Origin of the sequence: Oceanospirillum beijerinckii DSM 7166 (assembly GCF_000422425.1) — a bacterium.
Taxonomy (GTDB): domain Bacteria; phylum Pseudomonadota; class Gammaproteobacteria; order Pseudomonadales; family Halomonadaceae; genus Oceanospirillum; species Oceanospirillum beijerinckii.
The window spans coordinates 1-16,938 of the sequence record NZ_AULT01000007.1; the positions used below are offsets into that span (position 1 = coordinate 1).

A 16,938-nucleotide genomic window follows, 5' to 3' on the forward strand; every position below is an offset into this window, starting at 1 on the left:
GAAAGGTAGCGAAGGTGATGCAATAAACCTGTTAATGGCGGCTTGTGCCTGGAATTTGAGGAAATGGATGAGCCTTTTCTTTTTGTTTGAATACCAGGGTGTCATTCAGGCTTTGGTTGTCATACAAACTGCAGGTGGAGAGCAGAAGTCGGTTGACTTTATTTCTTGAAGCAATAAAGCCAACGGATATTCAGTTAGGTAGAAACCTGACTTTTTCAGGGCTGACTAATTATTCGCTTTCAAAAGCATGAAGTTACTCTTCTAATTGTCTGATCTTTTGCTTTAGACCTCCGCATTGAATACGGTTTACCACTCCCTAATTGTTGTATACGTCTGCTTTATTCAGTCTTGATCAGGGCATGTCAGATATCTCTTTGAGTGATAATCACAGAAAGTAGGATGGGTAACTCGAAAGCCTTGTATTATAATGAGTTACTTATGTACTGCTGTTTACTCAGTAGCCATCATATTTGGTGATAACAAAGTATTTAGCAATGGGCTAGCGCCGCTGAATGGGCGTGAACTAACCAGTAAAGATAATCGACTTGAAGGCTTAAGGTATGAAAAGACTCAAGAACCCTATGGGTTTTATTCGATATCTGAATCGGCGTATTGTATCGGCTGGACTGTTGCTGTCGCTGATTTCGTTGCTGAGTTTTGCTACATTGGCCTACCATACTCAGATCGCAAAAAACGATACCTTACGAGTTAATATCGCCGGTAAGCAGCGCATGCTACTGGAACAGAGCCTTATGTATGCTTATCGGGCAGTCTCTCTGGATACTGTTTCTGATGTCCGGCAAGCTCAGCGGTTGTTGTCCAACAACTTGTCGCAACTGATGGCCAGTCATCAGATACTGTTAGAAGGTGGCCCAAATAATAAGCCTAATAAGGTGACGAACAGGCGTTTACAAGCTCTGTTCTATGCAGTTGGTGTAGATGCTTTTGATGGTACTCAAAGGACTGGTCGCGTAGAAGGCAATAAAGGGGCTGAAGCTGGGCAAGGTATTGATCAGGCTTTACGACAATTTGTCGAACGATTAACAGTTATAGCCCTTGCTAACCCTGCTCAACTGCCAAATGCCGATGCTATTTATCAGCTTGATCTCTCAGTCAATCCAGGTTTGCTTAATAAGCTGGATCAGGCTGTAAAAGAGTATGAGTATATCGGTGAAGAGCATACTCGGCAGATCTGGTTAGTGTCTTCATTAAGTACACTAGTCTCTTTGTTGGTGCTATTGCTGGTGCATCGTTTGCTGCTGCGCCCTTATTTACAGCAATTTCAGAATAGTCTACAGAGTCATGAGGTGATGCTAGAGAATAGTCGTGATCTGGTATTGGTGTGTAATCTGGCAGGTGAAGTAATTGACTTTAATAACAATGCCAGACAAGAACTTGATATTAAAGATGGTGAGCGCTACGGGATTCAACAATGGGGGATACCTTTACCGGAAAGAGAACTCGAAGACGAAGATGTCAGCCGTGACCCAATACGCAAGACTCTGCATCTAAAAAGTAATACCGCTTGTGAGTGTGAAATCCGTTTCTCGTTAGTGCCCTTGTATAAAACCAACTACTTAGCGATTTTTATCACGGATATCAGCCATCATGTTCGTCAACAGAATGAGTTGCTTCTTGAGCGAGAGTTGGCTCAGGCTTCTCAGCAAAAGGCAGAGTTGGCCAATCGCGCTAAGGCTGACTTTTTAGCCTCAGTAAGTCATGAATTCCGGACACCTCTAAATATTATTATGGGGTTTGCTGAGTTGATGAATGAGGATGTGTCGCTGCCAGATGAATATCAAATGTTCGCACAGGAAATTATGCAAAGTGGTCAACACTTGATTCAATTAGTCAATAATGTGCTTGAGTATGGCCAGATAGAATCCGGTAAACTGGAGTGCAATATCAGTACAGAGCCTCTTTACCCCTTGATCAAACAAGTGACAGATCTCATGTCTCGCGAAGCTCACAAGCTGAATGTGACTTTAGATAATTGCTGTTCAGAAGATCTGCCCTCGATACAGGTCGATGCTGTTTTTATTAAACAGGTTTTTGTGAATCTGTTATCAAATGCCATTAAATATAATCGTCCTGATGGCTGGATTCGCTTATCCGCAGACGTCAGTGAGGGTTGGGTGACCTGCTATGTAAAAGATAGTGGTTTTGGTGTTCAGTGTGGGCCTGATCAGGATATCTTCCAGATATTTGTTCGTGGTAAAAATGCTAATAGCAATCTGAGTGGTTCTGGCTTGGGTCTGAGTATCTGCAAGCATATGATAAATCAAATGGGTGGCGAGATAGGATATAGCTCTGAGCCAGGTAAAGGTAGTTGTTTCTGGTTTCGTTTACCTATGACTTAACTGTACTTTCAAAGCCTATTTCTACCTCTTTCTACTATTCCTTCAAGCTCTCTTGACTTCTTAATGCGACTGTCAGTCACAAGTTTCCTGTCTTTAGTCTCTTCCACTTTAATTTTTGGCGCCAATTGTACCACCTCTGATTGACCGAGAGGGTTGATAGTCTGTAATCTCCATCTTACTGTTGTTCCTTACCCCCATGTTCCAAAAGGAGAATCTTGATGTCGGTTAAATCCTCTGCTCAGGTAAGGATAGAGCAGCTCGCGAACTTGCTTCAGCATGAAATTATGACAAATCGCTGGGATATGGGGGTTTTTCTGCGACAAAATGAGCTGGAAAGTCTGCTGGATGTGAACCGGTTTACCGTACGTCAGGTGTTAGAAGAGCTGACAAAACGAGGTGTTTTGGAGCATGTGCCTTATAAGGGACACAAAGTTAAAGAGCACAGCCCAAAAGAGCGTGAGCAGATCACAGAAACTCGGCTACTGTTGGAATTAGGGGCGTGCAAAAAGGTGATGCAGCATATGACTGATGCTGGTCTGGAGCAGTTAGAGCAGCAGGCTATTGCCTTTAAAGACTCTTTACTGACTGGGGATTCTAATCTGCAGATAGAGAGCAACTTCATGTTTCATAAAGTCTTTTATGATTTTTGTGGTAATGCTTTTTTAGCTGATGAGATTCGTTCGTTGAGGGAGAAGGGGCTCAGGATCAGTAAACCTGGTTGGCATCAACCCGGTGATTCAGAGAGAGCCTGTCAGGAGCACTTGGCAATGATTGAAGCTCTGAGAAATAAAGATCTATTGCGCTTGGAACATCTGATTTACTTGCACTTGACCGGTTGGAAGCGTACCGGTGAGATCGAATATCAGGCGATCAACAGAGAGCCGTAGCGCCGTATAATTTACTAAATAAGAAGTGTTATCAATTGCGTTTACAGATTGGCGCCAATTATGTATGATGCCGAAAAATCAATATTTGATAGGTATCTACGAGGTGTATGCAATGAGCACTTTCTCTATAAGAACGCCCCATAAAACAGCCGCTTTAACTTTCTCTCCCTTGACAATTGCAATCGCTTGTGCGCTCAGTGGCCAGGCGATCGCCGATGATCAATCCGATCTGGAAAAAGTCACTATTACTGCCCAGCAAGATAGCTATTCCGGCAATAAAACGGGGTTGAAAATCCCTCTGCAGTGGAAAGACACACCACAAGCGGTATCTGTCGTGACTGAACAAGAACTAGAAGAGCGTGGCGTCCAGTTTCTTTCTGAGGCGGTGCGTCATGTGCCTGGTGTGTCTTTGACACTAGGCGAAGGCTCCCGTGATCAGTTCACGATTCGTGGTTTTGAGGCCATGTACGATATCTACCGAAATGGTCTGCGTGATGCCGGTGGTAATCAGGGTTTCCGCAGCATGGCCAATATTGAGCGGGTTGAGGTAGTTAAAGGTGTTGCAGGCGCACTATACGGCCGTGGGTCAGCAGGTGGCTTGGTCAATCTGGTGACTAAAAAAGCTGATGGTAGCGATGTCACTGATTTGACACTCTCTGCCGGGAGCTTCGGTCATGCCGGAATCAGTGCGGACCTGGGTTCTCAGCTGTCAGATAGCGTCAATGGCCGGATCAATCTGGAGCATAAACAGCAAGATTCTTTTGTTGATCATATTGATGGCAATACGCTGTTTATTGCGCCCAGTCTGCGTTGGAGCGTTAATGCTGATCATCAAATTGATGTAGATTTAGAGTATCTGGATCAGGACCAGGTGCCCTACCGAGGTATTCCTTCACTTGATGGCAAGCCAATAGATACGGCCCGCAGCCAGTTTTATGGCAGTGAAAGTGATCGTCAAAATAATAAGACATTGCGTGCTGCGGTCGAATCCCAGTCTCGACTAAATGATGAAATTACTCTGAGTAACAAACTCTATTACAGCACTGTTGATATTACTCAATCAGGTACGCGTATTAGTAGTACCGACGGTGAACAGGTTGAACGTTTTATTCGTACTTTCCATTATGACTCTCAACAGGATTATGGTTTTCAAAGTGAACTATCAGGTAAGCACGGGGAGCATCAATGGTTAGCTGGGGCTGAAATTGGCACTATGAAGCGTACTTTTGCCATGGGGAATCTGACATTGGAAGCGACCAGTCTCAGTAATCCGGATACCCGTGCTCAAATCAATCCGGACATTGACCCATCAACCAGCAGCGATAACAAAGTTCAAAGCCGTTCTCTGTATATTCAGGATGTTTATCGGTTCAGCCCATCGATTCAATTAGTGGGAGGTTTGCGTTACGACCATCTGGAAACCACGCGCACAGCGGGCGGTGCAACGACTGATTTTGAACAATCTGAAGTCAGCCCGAGAGTCGCAGCGGTTTATCAGGCAAGCGATGAAGTCAGTTTGTATGCTACTTGGGGACGTTCTTACCAGGTGCCTTGGGCAGGAATCTATACCTCTCCTTCTAAGCTGGCGCTGCAGGAAAGTGAGCTTAAAGAAGCCGGTTTTAAAGCTGAATTATTAGATGGCCGTGTACAGCTGAGTTCAGCACTGTTCCGTATTGATAAGGAAACACCAAGCACGGATGTCGATGGCTTTGTGACCGATGTAAACAAGCAGCGTCATCAAGGTATAGAAGTAGAGGTACGTGGTCAGATCACGCCTCATTGGCAGATTACAACCGGTCTAAGCGTACTGGATGCAGAAGACTTGGATACAGGTTTAAGACCTAACGATGTACCAGAAAAAACCTTTTCCTTGTGGAGCAGCTTTTCACCTGATCTGAATTGGACTTTTGGTGGCGGCGCACGTTACGTCTCTGATCGTACTATATCTAATGAAGGGGCTACACTGCAGGCATACACGGTTGTCGACCTGATGGCTGCTTGGCAAACCGGTGTTCATAAAGTGCAGCTTAATCTGAATAATGTATTGGACGAGAACTATTTTGTTGGAGCCACTGGTGGCGGTACTGGCAAAAACAACATCGGTTATGGCAAGCCCGCTAATGTCATGCTGACCTACAGTGTGAGCCTATAAATTGTGATTTAAAGTTGTGACTTGACCTTGTGATCACACCCCAGTCTATTTTTCCTTTCGGTAGACTGGGGCTTTTAAATCTGTGTCTATCCTTACTCGCAGTCTCGCACGTACATTTTATCCATATAGGCAATGATATCGTCTAAGGTACCTTCAAAACGATCTGAGTCCATGTCGTTATAGGCGGAAGTGAAACGATCCACATGGCGATAAAACCGGTCAGTGTTTTCAGCATCGGCAATAATTTGCAACGCATCTACCAACTGCCCAAGAACTTGGTCTAGCTCATCATCTTCATGAATGACTTCAACCTGGGTCAGTGCTTCTGCAATCTGGTCGAGATCTGTCGCCATTTCAGATAAGTCATCGCAGCTAACATTGGCATAACTGTTCAGACTTGCACTCAATAGTAAGCAGGAAAGAGCATATTTAATGGTTTTCATAATAAGCGGGCCTTGTACATGAATCCAAGCTGAGTTATTTTTAATTTCACGCTGTTATATAGTTTAGGTGATTTTGTGCAATGAATCTTGTGATGGATTACATAAATCAACAAATCCCGCGGCGCTTTGTCGTTTTCCTGTCTCTAGCAGCTAAACGTCAATTTCCTTTAATAAAAATAACTAAAATTTAGCTTGCTATATGTCAATTCTATCTATAAATTATGCTGACTGGCTCAATTGAGCCAAAGATATTATGCCTGCTTCACGATAGATCCTTTCCCGTTTCGTCTCGTAATCTCCATAATTTCACAATTCATTCCCTACTGGTTGGTTTTGCAACCTGTGTCTCCTCGTTTGGAATGTGTACAGATCCATTATCTGTACGTGTGATGATTACAGAACACTGGTCCCGATTACTGAGCAAAAGTTGGTCTTGGGTGTGTATGACCGCTTTAAACCAAGTCGTAACGACAGGCGTATAAGATGCTTATTAAGAAGGTTTGCTTGGGCTGAATATTTAGAGAAAAGGGTTTGCTCATGGAGAGTCAGACTCATGATGTTCGATTCAGCTCAATAGTCGCTTGTCCGCTTATGCCGGCCGCCTATGCAATCTTCTTGTTATACCAAGACTTTAGTGAGTGTCTGATCCCATACGGTCAAAAGATGATTTGATATTTATCGATGTGAAAGGGATGAGGCACGAAGGAATTGTAAATATGTTAATTAATATCAGTAACGCCCTGAGCGTTAAGAAACACTACGCAAACGGCTATACCCAGTGGGTTGGCTTCACTTCCGATTCAAGTAATCAAAATAAGAAGCGTCCGTTGTGGAAGAAAGCGACTGGCTTGATGTCCTCTGCGGATATTATGAGCTGGATGCAGTCAGAGTATCCCGATAGTGGTATGTCTGAGAGCTTTTCTGAAAAGACGCTGTCTGCTTAAGTGTTATTCGGATTGCTCGGTATGATGCAAACTGAGTAACACCCTCTGGTCTGGCCTTGCTCACAAAGGGCCAGACTCAATAAAACTTCTATTCGTTTAGCCGAATCCCTCCTCCTTTCTGCCCTAAGCCGTTTATAGCCTATACACGGCGTTGTTCATTTTTTACACTAAGTCCGTCAATTGGCTATGCGTCAAAAAAATCAACACGGGTTGCTCGCATGAAAAAAATAAGATCGTTTGCTGTTACCGCTTCTTTGTTGTTGCTGACAGGGTGCTCAAGCATGAATAAAGAAGAGTGCTTAAGCGCAGATTGGATAATGATTGGCCTAAAAGATGGTGAGCAGGGCAGGCTTTTATCTCAGGTTGGTGAGTATGGCAAGCAATGTGGCGAGTATGGCGTAACACCGGATCAGGAACGTTATGCTTCAGGGCGTGAGGAAGGCCTTAAGGTATACTGTACGGAGGCTTCAGGCTTTAATCAGGGGAAGCGAGGATACGAATATAAAGGCGTGTGTTCTCCAGAAAACCGTGATGAATTTATGTCTGGCTATAAGATCGGGCAAAAATACTATGAGACACAGTCAGAAATCTCCACTCTGGAATCACAGATCAGCAGTAATGATTCAGATATTGAACGTGACGCTGAAAGAATCCAGAAGCTGAGCCTTCAGGTTCAGCAGGGCAGTGATTCTGCTCAGGTAAAGCAGGATATGATGACAAAGATATTAAACTTAAACAGTAAAAATACTCAACGGGAAACAGAAAATATCCGTTTGCGTGAGCAGTTAGCGGTGAAGAAATATCAATATCAGCAATTGAAGGTTGAATACGGTTATCAGTGATTGCTACCGGGAATTCCATTGTTTGAGCTTTAGGTGCTTATACGTCATTAGCATAAATATATGAATATTCATTGATTCTGCTTCCTTCTAATAGTTTAATGCGCACCGCAAGAGGTAGTAAGAGTAAATTGATTTAATTAGAGTCATTGCTCTTTGGTCGTGACTCTTTGATCCTGCGCTATAAGAGCGTCCAGCTCTTGTCGAACCTACCTCCTTGACTATGTACCAAACGGATTTGTTACTCACGAGTCAGTTAATACCGGGTAACAATATGAGAGGTTGCTTTGAAGCCAAAATCGATCCAGCCAACTGATGTTGAGCGGAAAATGCGTGCGGAAGACTTTATTGTCTCCAAAACTGATGCTAAAGGCAGGATTATCTACTGCAATCCTATCTTTATTGAGTTTTCAGGTTATACAGAACAAGAATTGTTGCGTAAACAGCATAATATCGTGCGTCACCCTGATATGCCTCGTACGGCATTTAAGCTGGCCTGGGATACGATTCAGGCTGGTAATGATTTCTTCGCCTATGTGAAAAATATGAGCAAAGATGGCAGCTATTATTGGGTGTTCGCGCATATGTCGCCGGATATTGGTGCCAATGGCCAACCAGTAGGCTATACCTCGGTACGTCGTTGCCCTCAGGATCATGCGTTGGATTATATCAAGCCTTTATATGCGCAGATTCTGGCAGCGGAGCGTGCCGCAGGTGGTCGTAATGCTTTAGAGGCTGGATTTCAGGTTTTACAAGATCATTTAGCTAAGGAGGGGAAGAGTTATGAAGAACTGGTTCTCACTATCTAGTCAATTTTTAATCCCTTCACTGGTGTTGTTGATCGGTTGCATTGCCTCAATCTGGCTGCCTGTTGCTCCATTGGTAGGTAGTATAATTGGTTTAGTCTGGTTGCTGGCGCAGGCGTTTATACCTCGTAAAAATCCGGAAGTCCTTGCGCTTAGAGAGCTGTTTGAAAAAGTGGCTAAGGGGCAGCTTGAGCAGCGTTTGCCCGAAACCATGAAAGATCCTGAACTAAATCAGTTACGTATTCAGATTAACTCTTCGCTGGATCAGACAGAAACCGCATTTCGGGAAATTTTGGGTACGGTTCAAGCTTCCAGTCATGGGCAGTATTATAGAAAGCTGCAAGTGATTGGTCTTAACGGTACTTTTCGCAGTGTCCTGGAGAGAATTCAGGTAGTACTGGATGATGTCAGGGCGAGTCAGGAAATTGTGGACCGCGAGTCTCTGCTTTCTCGTATTTTTCTGCGTTCTGAGCGTGGTATGTCATCCGCTATGAGTACCACAAATGCCACTTTGGATAATGTTAATCGCCAGGCTGATGCGATTGCTGACTTTTCTGGCAGCTTCTCGGAAACAGCACAATCAATGGTGCAGGCATCTGCCAGTATGTCTGATGCTTTAATGGAAGCTGGTCAGTCAGCAGAGTCCAGTTTTTCAGCCTTAAACAATCTGACAGAAGCTGCGGGAGAGATTCAGAACAGAAGCTCTCAAATTGATGATTTAGCAGGACAAACAAACCTGTTGGCGCTAAATGCAGCTATCGAGGCTTCTCGTGCAGGTGAAGCTGGTCGTGGTTTTGCTGTGGTTGCCGACGAGGTGCGCAACCTAGCGGATCAGTCCCGAAATACAGCCCAGGAGATTTCGACTTCCATTAAGACAATGATGGATACACTGACCTCAATGTCGACTCAGTTTAATACGCTACGCCAGTCTGTTGATGATGCTCGTGATACGTCTAGCGTATTTGGTGAGACATTAAGGGAGTCGGCTAGCTCCGCGCGTACCGTGAATGAGCAGGCGAATGAGATCAGCCAACTGAGCCATGTGATGGGTGACTCCATGAAGCTGTTGAGAAATGCGCAGATGGCACGGGAAGATGTAAACTCAATCCTTAATGGCAAGCCAATCGAAATCCGGAACCTGTCTGATATTGAACAGAAGGCTGTTGATCTGGCTGAGCAAGGGCGCTGGGCGAAAGATGGCAGTGACCGTGAAGCGCTGATTCAGATTTATGATCAGGTTTTCTCAGATATCGAGCGCCAGTTGGAAGGCCTGCGTTAATAGCAGCAGGCTCAAGGGAGAGCGGTGACTCTCCCTGCATGACTTTTTTCCTGCAAATAAGCCATTGTAACCTGTTGATATTCCAGAGAAAGAGATGGTATTGCGAGTGCTTCATGAAGACGATTTTATAAAGGTTTAGTCAGATAGTAACGGGCTCCTGAAATAGGGTAAGGGGCCAGCACCATCTGAACCTGATAACCTTGCTTCTCATAGAATGGCTTGGCTTGAAAATCATAAGTATCAAGAAATACGGAATGACACTCCTGCTGTTTGGCAAACTCTTCTGCCTCGGCCAGTAACTTTCGACCGAGCCCCTTGCCTTTGGCGTTCGGTTCAACCCATAGATATTTGACCAGTAGCCACTCACCCCATAGTTCTGCGTATAACCCACCCTCTTTGTCGCCAGCATCGGTAAAAGCAAAACAGGTAAACTCCTGGCTTTTGATTGATTCCAAATATGGGGCATTATGCTGATTGACCCCTTCAATAATTGCTTGAATGTCTTCAGGCGTAGGGGTTGAATCAACTTGGATAGCCATTCATGTCTCCAGTATCAGTGGTGCAATGAGTTGTCGCTATTAAACCCTGGGCTGAAATTAGTGACTATATCGCCAAATAGGTATTGTTGCGTGAAATAGGTGGTTTTTTGAACCTTCTTCTTTTAGTTCGCCCACACTGGCGGAAAGTTACATTTCTATCGTTCAGTGGCTCCTTTATAATATTCTGCTTTATTTTTTAAAAACGGGACGGTTTTACTCTGTCTCACTGATACAGAGGATCTCATTTGCCTAATAATGGTCGCCGTTTTTTTATATTTCTGATTGCGTTGCTGGTGACCGGTTTTCTGTCCGTGAGCCTGCTGAGCTATTTTTCTGCACGACAGTCTTTGTCTGATCAAGTGGTGTCGGAAATTTTGCCACTTACCAGTGTGAGTGTGTACTCCAAAATTAAGCAGGATCTGTTGCACCCCATCTCTATTGCATCGCTTATGGCTCATGACACTTTCGTTCGCGACTGGGTAATGGAGGGGGAGGTTGAGCCCGAGCGAATGACGCGCTATCTCAAAGAGATTCAGGGCAAATATCAAGCGACCACTAGTTTTTTTGTTTCGGATTCCAGTCGTAAGTACTATCACTCATCGGGTGTATTAAGAGAGGTAGATCTGACTGATTCTAAAGACGCTTGGTATCAGCGTGTCAGCCAGATGTCTAAGGACTATGAGATCAATATTGATATTGAGTCCCGTGCACTGAATCAGCTAACCGTATTTATCAACTACCGCGTTTATGATTATCAGGGTAATTATATCGGTGTGACTGGTGTGGGTCTGGGTGTGAATTCCATGCAGGAGATGATCGAGAGTTATCGCTCTTCTTTGAATCTGGATATCTTTTTTACCGATTATCAAGGCAATATTCTGCTTTATGGGCCTTCGTTTATGCCAGATGGAGAAAGCTATAATAACTTACGTGATATTCCCGGTCTGGAGCAGGTTTCGCAAACGTTGCTGACGGAGAGAAGTAGTGAATTGAGTTACTACAAGCAAGGAGCGAGAGTTCACCTGAATAGCCGTTTAATTGAGGAGTTCAATTGGCATCTGTTTGTAGAGCGGCAGGATGATCCTTGGGATAAACGAATCTGGTGGCCTTTGCTGATCAATTTGGCAATTGGTTGTTTAGTGTCTCTGCTGATTATTATCCTGGTTGTCATGGTTATTCATCGTTACCAGAAACAACTAAAAGATCTGGCGGAGACTGATAAGTTAACCGGTGTTCGTAATCGCCGTGGCTTTGAACAGATTTGGCAGTTATTGAGTCAAAGCTCCAAGAAAAGAGCTGAAAACGATGGGCTGGGTATTGTGTTGTTGGATATCGATCACTTCAAACGAGTGAATGATCAATACGGTCATCTGATTGGCGATAAAGTGATTGAGCAGACTGCTCGCTGTATCAAGCAGCAACTTAAGCCGGATAATGATTATATTGTCCGCTGGGGTGGCGAAGAGTTCCTGTTGTTGCTTGAAGGGGCAGATGCTGAATTTGTGCAGCAAAAAGCCGAGCAAATCCGTGAGGCTGTTGCAAATAATAAAGTGGAAACAGATAGCGGTTTGTTTTCAATCACTGTGAGTATCGGTTGCACTCTGTGGGATGGCAGAGAGGGTGCTGATCACGTGATTCATCGTGCCGATGAGGCTATGTATTTGGCTAAAACTGCGGGGCGTAATCAGGTGTGCTCAGATCTGCCGGGGACTCAGGAGTTTACTGCAGTTACAATAGATTGAGTTATCTTAAGTTGCAGGTTGGTGTTTTTTTACTGACGGAAAACTTGCCGTAATAGGCTAAGCTGTGTCTGAATAAGCAAGTCAGTAGGTGTTTTGGAGTCGAGATGTATATTTTCGGTTACGGTAGTTTAATTAATCAGGCGTCTCGTCAGCGTACGGGGCAAACCGGTAAGGCTGTTGCCGCAGTGGCAACAGGATTTGATCGTAGCTGGGGTAAAATTGATGGCAGTTATCAGATGTCCCCGCTGGTAGTGCAGCCTGGCAATGGACGCTGTAATGGTGTGGTCGTTGAGATTCCTCAGAGTGAGCTGGTGGAATTTGATCGTCGCGAGCGCGGCTATCGCAGAATAGAGGTTGATCCGGCAAGTCTTGAACTGGCAGAGGCGATTGATGATGATAAGCCAGTTTGGATCTACATTAAAGAAAATGCAGATCACCCCTGTCAGGATAAACCTATTTTGCAAACCTACGTGGATACTGTTTTAGCGGGTTGTTTGTCTATCTCTACAGAGTTTGCTGAGCACTTTGTTGAGCAAACAGCGGGTTGGCATCACCCATTGGAAGATGATCGCCATCTGCCGAGATACGGTAATATGGCAAGAGTAATGCCGGGGCATCGCGATTATATTGACCAGTTACTGAGCCGAGTCCGTTAAGGCGAAAAGCACTCGCAGCTTATCTTTCTGAAACCCTCCTTGTGAGGGTTTTTTGTTATCTGGGTAAATGAAATGCCGTATTCGGGTAATTTAATTAGGATAAAAAAGGTTATATCTCTATACATTATGAGCTAACATGTCGATGAAAATATTGAGCTATTACTACTTTTGGCTAATCAAGTCTTGTTTGTAAAGCTATATCTACTCTGATTTTGTGTGGCTGCATGAGGCTTCTCATTGTGGTCGGTTGGTTTTGATTCGGTTGTCTAACTAATTTGTGGTAAGTCGTTACTCAATACGATCAATATAATAAGAACAGGAAGTAATAATGAGAAAAACACTGGTTTCCTTGGGCCTGTCTACGACACTAGGCTTGACTGCAACCTCTGCTCTGGCTGAGTGTGGAGAAGTCACTATTTCGGATATGAACTGGACCTCGGCGTCCTTCCTGGCCAATCTCGATAAATTCATCCTCGAAGAAGGCTTTGGTTGTAGTGCTTCCCTTATCCCTGGCGACACTGTGCCAACCAGCACCTCAATGATTGAGAAAGGGGAGCCGGATATTGCCCCTGAAATGTGGACGAACTCGGTTAAAGAGTCCATCGATAACGCAGTTAAAGGCGGTGATCTGCACTATGCTGGTCAGTCGCTGTCGGACGGAGGGGAGGAAGGCTTCTGGGTGCCTAAGTATTTGGTAGACCAATATCCAGAGCTGGCGACCATCGAAGGTGTGAAGAAGCACGCTAAACTGTTTGAGCACCCTGAAGACCCTGAAAAATCAATGTTTATGGGTTGTCCGGCAGGTTGGGCTTGTCAGATCTCATCCGCTAACCTTTATCAGGCGCTTGGTCTGAAAGACGCTGGTTTTACACTGGTTGATCCGGGTTCCAGCGCGGGTCTGACCGGTTCCATTGCGAAGTCTTATGAGCGTAAAGAAGGTTGGTTTGGTTACTATTGGGCGCCGACTGCGGTAATGGGCCGTTACCCTATGGTGAAAGTAGACTTTGGCTCCGGTGTTCAGCTGGATCATTTTATGTCTTGTATCACTCAGAAAGAGTGTACTGATCCAAAGCCTTCTATGTTCCCACCGTCACCGGTTTGGACGGTCACCACCACATCTTTCAAACAGAAAGCTCCTGAAGCCTTTGCTTATCTGAACTCCCGCTCTATGAGTAATGCTCAAATGAATGAACTGTTGGCCTGGATGGAAGAAAATCAGGCAGACGGTGAGTATGCTGCCTACCATTTCCTGACTGAATACGAGTCAATCTGGAGTGACTGGGTACCGGCTGATGTGGCTAAGAAGATTAAAAAAGCCCTCTAATTTCGGTGCGTAGTATTTTGCAGGGTAGCTCAACAGGCTACCCTTTTTGTTTGATGATTTAGGTGGTATTTATGTCCTGGCTGACAGAATTTCCCGAATTGAGTCGCGGAGATTTGATGGCTCTGCGCAAAACGTTAGATGGTGCTTACCGTGAGTTTTCCCGTGAATATGGTGAGACTATCGAATCCCTCTTTGACCCTTTGCTGACTTTCCTGATCTGGTTTGAAAAGCTGTTAATTGCCACTCCCTGGTGGTTGATGATCGGTATATTGTTAGTTATCACTCATCTGGCAGCTCGTTCAATCAAGCTCACCATCGGTGTCGGGGTGAGCCTGTTTTTGGTGGGCTATCTGGGTATGTGGGAAGATACTATGAGTACGCTCAGTATCATTACTGTATGTACCTTGCTCTCCATTGTTCTGGGTATCCCTATCGGTATCGCTATGGCGCGTTCTGATCGTGTACAGGCGGTGGTGACGCCGATACTGGATATTATGCAGACGATGCCTGCTTTCGTGTACCTGATCCCTGTGGTGATGCTACTGGGAATCGGCAAGATTCCAGGCCTGATTGCGGTGGTGATCTATGCTATCCCTCCGGTGATACGTCTAACCAACCTGGGTATCAGGCTGGTTGATAAAGAGGTGCTTGAAGCGGCGGATGCCTATGGCGCATCTCCATGGCAACGTCTGCTCAATGTTGAGCTACCTCTGGCAATGCCTAATATTATGGCGGGTATCAACCAGACCATTATGATGGCGCTGGCGATGGTGGTTATTGCTTCAATGATTGGTGTGGCGGGACTAGGGCAGCCGGTGCTGAAATCCATTACCAACCAGTACTTTACTCTGGGCTTGCTCAATGGTGGTGCCATCGTGGTTCTGGCTATTATTTTTGATCGGGTGTCTCAGGCTTATGCCAAGCGTGCCCAGCGTCATATGGGAGATCAGCACTCATGAGTCAGCCATTAATTAAAATTGCAGGTCTTTATAAGCTGTTTGGTAATAAGCCTAAGCGGCATATGGAATTGGTGCATAGCGGCAAAACCAAGGATGAGATCCTGACGGAAACAGGTCATACCCTGGGTTTAAGAGAGATCAATCTCGACATCCAGCGCGGAGAAATCTTCGTCATTATGGGGCTGTCCGGCTCCGGCAAATCGACACTGATTCGTCACTTTAATCGCTTGATCGATCCTACCGAGGGACGCGTTGAGGTTGAAGGTGAGGATATTATGACCTACGACGAGAAAACCCTCAGAGAATTCCGTCGTAAGAAGATGTCTATGGTATTCCAGCGTTTTGGTCTTTTGCCTCATTACAGTGTATTGGATAACGTCGCCTATGGCTTAAAAAATCAGGGGGTAGCAAAAGCGGAGCGTGATAAGCATGCTAAACGCTGGTTAGAGGATGTTGGTCTAGCGGGCTATGAACAGCAGTATCCGGCGCAACTCTCCGGTGGTCAGCAGCAGCGCGTGGGTTTGGCCCGTGCTTTGTGTACCGATGCTGAGATTCTGCTGATGGATGAAGCGTTTTCTGCTCTTGATCCGCTGATTCGTAGCGAAATGCAGGACCAGCTGGTTCAGCTGCAAAGTAAGCTGCATAAAACCATTGTTTTTATTACCCACGACCTGGATGAAGCGCTGCGCATTGGTGATCGTATTGCCATTTTACGTGATGGTGAACTGATTCAGGTAGGAAAACCAGCTGAGATTCTATTGGAACCGGCAGATGATTACGTTGAGAAGTTTGTGCGTGATGTCAATCGTGCCCGGGCTCTGACGGTTGAAACAGTGATGCAGCCTGCATTATGCCGTATCTCATCAGATAATATCGATGAAGCGGTGAAGCAGATGCGTGAGCAGAAGTCTGATTACGGTTTCTATGTGGCTGATGATGGCTTTAAAGGTGCATTTACTCTTGGTCAGCTGACAGATCTGGCAGAAGAGAAAGGGGTTCAGTCGCTTGATGATGCCGCTTCTGAAGGTGCGCCGGTGATCTCGCCGGATAGCCCCCTGGAAGATATTATTCCACAGACATTGAATCATGAATGTCCACTCCCCGTAGTGAATGAATCTGGTGAATTAACGGGCCAGCTGAGCCGGGAAAGCCTAATGCAGGTATTGACAGGATCACCAGGAAGATGAGATGGAAGGCGATTACAGACGCTTGAGCTAAGAGCTAACTGGCCTGATGTGCATCGTTGGTTATCGTTCCCCTGGGCCCGATACTCTATCGGGCTTTTTTATGCTCTTGTTAAAATAAAGGATCAATGGCTTGTTATAGCTTCAGCAAGCTTTTTAACTCTGTGCCCTGTTGAATAATATAATCCGCTTGCCATAGGTTAATATCATCACCCTCTTCAATATAGCCATAAGCTGCGGCTATGGTTTTCATCCCTGCAGCTCTACCGGCCTGAATATCGCGAATATGATCGCCAACATAAACAGCCTGAAGCGCATCAACTGACACCTGTTCGCAGGCGTGCAGCAGAGGGCGAGGATCAGGCTTGGAAATATTCAGATCATCGGGACAAACGACCACATCTACATGGCGGTCAATCTCCATGGCATTCAGTAATAGATCGGTATAGAGGCGGGGCTTGTTGGTGACGATACCCCAAGGAATACCCGCTTGTTTTAGTTCTACGGTAAATTGCTCTAATCCATCAAACCAGCGGCTATGGTGGGCAATATTGTTTTCGTAGTGCACTAACAGGCGCTGTCGCAATTGCTGTGCTCGTTCGTCCTGTAGCTGGCCAAAACCCAAGCGGATCATGGCATTGGCGCCGTTTGAGACCTGCTTACGAATGACGCCGTGAGGCAAAGTCTCCAGACCTTCTTCCGCTAAGAGAATATTTAAACATGCCGATAAATCATCGGCGGTATCAATCAGGGTGCCATCCAGATCAAACAGTACAGCGGAAGGGGATGAAGATGACATAGCGATGGGCTCTTGGGTTGGTTAA

General features: G+C 45.3%; 15 protein-coding genes. 12 read left to right on the forward strand and 3 right to left on the reverse strand.

Annotated features, from left to right (window positions below):
- The first annotated feature begins 560 nt into the window (after positions 1-560).
- From H579_RS27515 to H579_RS0101665, 3 genes are all read left to right on the forward strand, one after another.
- Complete coding sequence (locus H579_RS27515) at positions 561-2,360, forward strand: sensor histidine kinase (protein ID WP_051227214.1); 1,800 nt, start codon at positions 561-563, stop codon at positions 2,358-2,360.
- 218 nt (positions 2,361-2,578) lie between these two features.
- Positions 2,579-3,247, forward strand: a complete 669-nt coding sequence (locus H579_RS23840) for a GntR family transcriptional regulator (protein WP_051227215.1) — start codon at positions 2,579-2,581, stop codon at positions 3,245-3,247.
- Positions 3,248-3,359: 112 nt separating this feature from the next.
- Positions 3,360-5,399, forward strand: a complete 2,040-nt coding sequence (locus tag H579_RS0101665) for a TonB-dependent receptor (protein ID WP_051227216.1) — start codon at positions 3,360-3,362, stop codon at positions 5,397-5,399.
- Positions 5,400-5,491: 92 nt separating this feature from the next.
- Here the strand turns inward: H579_RS0101665 and H579_RS0101670 are convergent, their stop codons facing one another.
- Positions 5,492-5,842, reverse strand: a complete 351-nt coding sequence (locus tag H579_RS0101670; RefSeq protein WP_028299217.1) for a hypothetical protein — start codon at positions 5,840-5,842, stop codon at positions 5,492-5,494.
- Between the two features lie 716 nt (positions 5,843-6,558).
- On the opposite strand from H579_RS0101670, the gene H579_RS0101675 reads away from it, so the two are divergent.
- From H579_RS0101675 to H579_RS0101690, 4 genes are all read left to right on the forward strand, one after another.
- Entirely contained in the window at positions 6,559-6,786 is a 228-nt protein-coding gene (locus tag H579_RS0101675) for a hypothetical protein (protein WP_028299218.1), read from the forward strand.
- 281 nt (positions 6,787-7,067) lie between these two features.
- Positions 7,068-7,628, forward strand: coding sequence for a DUF2799 domain-containing protein (locus H579_RS27520; RefSeq protein ID WP_051227217.1), 561 nt, complete (start codon positions 7,068-7,070; stop codon positions 7,626-7,628).
- A gap of 284 nt (positions 7,629-7,912) precedes the next feature.
- Positions 7,913-8,434, forward strand: coding sequence for a PAS domain-containing protein (locus H579_RS0101685; protein WP_028299219.1), 522 nt, complete (start codon positions 7,913-7,915; stop codon positions 8,432-8,434).
- A complete protein-coding gene (locus H579_RS0101690) occupies positions 8,409-9,710 on the forward strand; it encodes a methyl-accepting chemotaxis protein (protein WP_028299220.1) in 1,302 nt (433 codons plus the stop codon). Before H579_RS0101685 ends, H579_RS0101690 begins: the two co-directional genes overlap by 26 nt.
- A gap of 125 nt (positions 9,711-9,835) precedes the next feature.
- Here H579_RS0101690 and H579_RS0101695 read toward each other — a convergent pair whose 3' ends face one another.
- A complete protein-coding gene (locus tag H579_RS0101695) occupies positions 9,836-10,249 on the reverse strand; it encodes a GNAT family N-acetyltransferase (protein WP_028299221.1) in 414 nt (137 codons plus the stop codon).
- 245 nt (positions 10,250-10,494) lie between these two features.
- Here H579_RS0101695 and H579_RS23850 point away from each other — a divergent pair, with 245 nt between their 5' ends.
- The 5 genes from H579_RS23850 (at position 10,495) to H579_RS0101720 (ending at position 16,117) form a co-directional block, all read left to right on the forward strand.
- The gene (locus tag H579_RS23850; RefSeq protein WP_051227218.1) at positions 10,495-11,991 is read left to right on the forward strand and encodes a sensor domain-containing diguanylate cyclase; all 1,497 of its coding nucleotides are present in this window, start codon (positions 10,495-10,497) and stop codon (positions 11,989-11,991) included.
- Positions 11,992-12,095: 104 nt separating this feature from the next.
- On the forward strand, positions 12,096-12,647 hold the full coding sequence (locus H579_RS0101705) for a gamma-glutamylcyclotransferase family protein (protein WP_028299222.1): 552 nt from the start codon (positions 12,096-12,098) through the stop codon (positions 12,645-12,647).
- Between the two features lie 328 nt (positions 12,648-12,975).
- Positions 12,976-13,971 (forward strand): ABC transporter substrate-binding protein, encoded by a 996-nt coding sequence (locus tag H579_RS0101710; protein WP_036565064.1) that lies wholly within the window; start codon positions 12,976-12,978, stop codon positions 13,969-13,971.
- A gap of 71 nt (positions 13,972-14,042) precedes the next feature.
- The gene (locus H579_RS0101715; RefSeq protein WP_028299224.1) at positions 14,043-14,930 is read left to right on the forward strand and encodes an ABC transporter permease; all 888 of its coding nucleotides are present in this window, start codon (positions 14,043-14,045) and stop codon (positions 14,928-14,930) included.
- A complete protein-coding gene (locus H579_RS0101720; RefSeq protein WP_028299225.1) occupies positions 14,927-16,117 on the forward strand; it encodes a quaternary amine ABC transporter ATP-binding protein in 1,191 nt (396 codons plus the stop codon). The genes H579_RS0101715 and H579_RS0101720 overlap by 4 nt, the downstream gene beginning before the upstream one ends.
- 133 nt (positions 16,118-16,250) lie before the next feature.
- On the opposite strand, the gene H579_RS0101725 is transcribed toward H579_RS0101720, so the two are convergent.
- Positions 16,251-16,913, reverse strand: coding sequence for an HAD family hydrolase (locus tag H579_RS0101725; protein ID WP_028299226.1), 663 nt, complete (start codon positions 16,911-16,913; stop codon positions 16,251-16,253).
- Positions 16,914-16,938 lie beyond the last annotated feature (25 nt).